Annotated in this window: 4 protein-coding genes; 3 read left to right on the top strand and 1 reads right to left on the bottom strand. The window is 62.4% G+C overall.

Annotated elements, in window-relative coordinates; translation table 11 throughout:
* Positions 1 to 56 precede the first annotated feature (56 nt).
* A complete protein-coding gene (locus AKL29_RS23680) occupies positions 57 to 1,208 on the bottom strand; it encodes a zinc-binding dehydrogenase (protein ID WP_050385824.1) in 1,152 nt (383 codons plus the stop codon).
* 88 nt (positions 1,209 to 1,296) lie between these two features.
* Between AKL29_RS23680 and AKL29_RS23685 the strand changes: the two genes are divergently transcribed.
* From AKL29_RS23685 to AKL29_RS45435, 3 genes are all read left to right on the top strand, one after another.
* Positions 1,297 to 1,956, top strand: coding sequence for a hypothetical protein (locus AKL29_RS23685; RefSeq protein WP_050385825.1), 660 nt, complete (start codon positions 1,297 to 1,299; stop codon positions 1,954 to 1,956).
* 48 nt (positions 1,957 to 2,004) lie between these two features.
* Positions 2,005 to 2,670 (top strand): hypothetical protein, encoded by a 666-nt coding sequence (locus AKL29_RS42925; protein ID WP_160321775.1) that lies wholly within the window; start codon positions 2,005 to 2,007, stop codon positions 2,668 to 2,670.
* On the top strand, positions 2,642 to 2,754 hold a 113-nt coding region (locus tag AKL29_RS45435; RefSeq protein WP_244482361.1), incomplete at its 3' end, for an FAD-dependent monooxygenase. The genes AKL29_RS42925 and AKL29_RS45435, both read left to right, overlap by 29 nt.

Genomic DNA, 2,754 nt, shown 5'->3' on the forward strand with positions numbered 1-2,754 from the left:
CTAGCCACAAATCCTTGGGAGCACTGCAACAGGATTTGCAGCATCCGCGATCTGTTTCACCCGACCAATTCCGGCCACGGCACGATGGTCGACTTCACCGTCTTCATCGCCATTGCGTCGGCAACCGCGCGGGCGACGCCGTCTTCGGTGAACGGATAGATCGTCTGCATGTCGAGCCAGGGATATTTGTTGCGCGTGCGGTAGAGCATGTCGACGCCGAGCGGCAGGTCGTTGCCGGTAAAGCCCCAGGAGCCGAGCACGTTGAGATCCTTGGTGCAGATGCGGTGCCACGAGGTGTTGATCGAGCCGGCATCGGTGAACTGCCCCATCTCGACATAGGTGCCGCCGTCGCGCAGCATCTCGATGCCCTCGGGGCCGGCGGTCGGATGGCCCGAGCAGTCCATGACGAGGTCGGCGCCGAAACCGCCGACGATGTCACGCACCGCCTTGATGCGCTGCTCCGGCGTCTTGAGCTGCTCGATATCGACCGTCGCCTCGGCGCCGAACTTGCGCGCCAGCGCAAGGCGCGGTGTCTCCGGCGCGCCGACGCAGATCACGCGCCCCGCGCCCATTTCCTGCGCGGCGGCGACCGCGAGGATACCGATCGGCCCCGAGCCCTGGATCACCACCGTGTCGCCCCAGCTGAAGCCGCCGGCGCGGGTGGCGCGGTTGAAGGCGCGGATGCAGGAGGTCAGAGGCTCGGAGAGCGCGCCGAGCCGCAGCGACATGTCGTCAGGCAATTTGTAGATCTTGGTGCCGGGCAGCATGTCGAGATCGACATAGACATATTCGGCCCAGCCTCCCCACATGTGCGGCGCCTTGTCGAAACCGAGATAGCGGCCGTAATAGACCGGCGTCAGACACTTGTTGGCGCTCTCGGGATAATGGATGCAGTAGTAGCAGCGGCCGCACGGCATCAAGGGCGGGATCATCACCTTCGATCCTACCTGCAGCGGCTTGCTCATGAAATCCTCGGTGAACTCCGCACCGCATTCGACGATCACGCCACCGAGCTCGTGGCCGAGCGTGAACGGCCACGGCAACGGCTTCGGCCAATGCCCCTTCAGGATGTGCAGATCGGTTCCGCAAACGCCACAGGCACCCACCTTGATCAAGGCCGCCTTTTTGCCGATTTCCGGCCATGGCACTGTCCGGATTACCGGCTTGGCTCCAGGTCCATCATGCGTGCAGACGCGGATCTGCTCCATCGGTTCGCTCTCCCTGTCCTTGTCGTTGGGCCGGGTTCGGCCGAGCCGACTTTAGGTCAGGACGATTGGGATGTCATGAAGGCCTGTCATGAAGGTCTTCATGAAAGACCTTGGCGGAACGAGGCGCTTCGAGTCCTGGCGGAGTATTTTCCGCAAGGAGGCATCGATTGTGAAGGCAGCCGAAGGCGAATTGGCTGGTAGCATTGCGGGGAACGACACCATGAATCCTGGTATCGAAGGCATCGTCGGCATGTACGTCAAGTTGGGCGAACTGGACACGCTGCAACGAATGAAGGAGCATCGACAGGGCTTGCTCGACCAATGCGTCGATACGGCGAATTTCAGCTTCGATGTGACGAGATCGATCTACAGGAGCGACCTCGAGGTGATCGAGGCGGGCATCGAGAGCCTGTATGGCGAGATCACCGGTCATGTCGACGTCGTCAACGAGAAAAGGATTGCCGGCTGGGCCCTGTACAACCAACACCCCGACAAAAGGGTCGCGATCGATATCTACTTCAACGGCAACCTCGTTGGCGAAGTCGTCGCCGATGAGTTCCGCAACGATCTTCTCAAGCTCAACAAGGGCGATGGACACCATGCCTTCGTCTTCGTGCCGCCGAGCGGGTCCTATCAGCCGCCGCTCCAGATTGAGGTCCGCGCCGCGAAGCGAAAGGTGCTGAAAGCCGTGGCTGTTGAACCACCAGCGGCGGCTGTCGAACCGGAAATGGACGCCGAGGCCAAATAACCTCATCGCGCCGCTTCCGCACGCCCGGATCCGCCGGGCGCCGCCACCGTGGAGCTGGCCGGTCTGGGGCATCTGATCGATCATTACTCGCATCGCAAGGGCGGACAGACCTGGATCATCGAAGGCGTCGCGGCCCAGGGCTACAATGTCGGCATCGCGGGCCTGATCAGCATGGGCGAAAGCTGGCACAACAATCACCACGCCTATCCTGGCTCCGCGAAGCTCGGGCTGCTGCCGGGTCAGATCGACCTCGGCTGGTGGTTGATCAAGGCATTCGAAGCCGCAGGGCTCGCGAGCAACATCAAGACGCCGGATAATCTTGCGCCACGCCCGGGGCTCGCGCCGCGTCGACGAACCGGGCAACGCCGGCGCGGTCGCGCCGCGACATCGCGGCCGCGCATTGTTCCAGTAATCCGCAGCCGCGCATCTTCCGTTGCGGATCGAACACCACGCAGCTATATACGCCGCGTCGGAAAAGGCAGACTTGGTTTGGTAAGCCCAAGTCCTTTCGAAAACGAAGGTCCTTTCGGATCGAAGTCCTTTCGAACGAAAGCTCTGGTCTCGCGCCTCGTGCATGAGATCCCCACGACGAACACCGGACGCTACCCAGGCGCCCATTGTGTTCGTCCGTGTGGTTCTCAACCCGACGAACCGCTCCGGTCGAACACCGACAAAGGAGCGGTTCATGCACAACCACCACCCCATCCCCCATGATGTCTTGATTGCCGGCGCCGGCCCCGTCGGCTTGATGCTCGCCTGCGAGCTGCGGCTCGCAGGGTGCTCGGTGCTGGTGCTGGA

Origin of the sequence: Bradyrhizobium pachyrhizi, assembly GCF_001189245.1 — a bacterium.
In the GTDB taxonomy this organism is placed as follows: Bacteria; Pseudomonadota; Alphaproteobacteria; order Rhizobiales; family Xanthobacteraceae; genus Bradyrhizobium; species Bradyrhizobium pachyrhizi.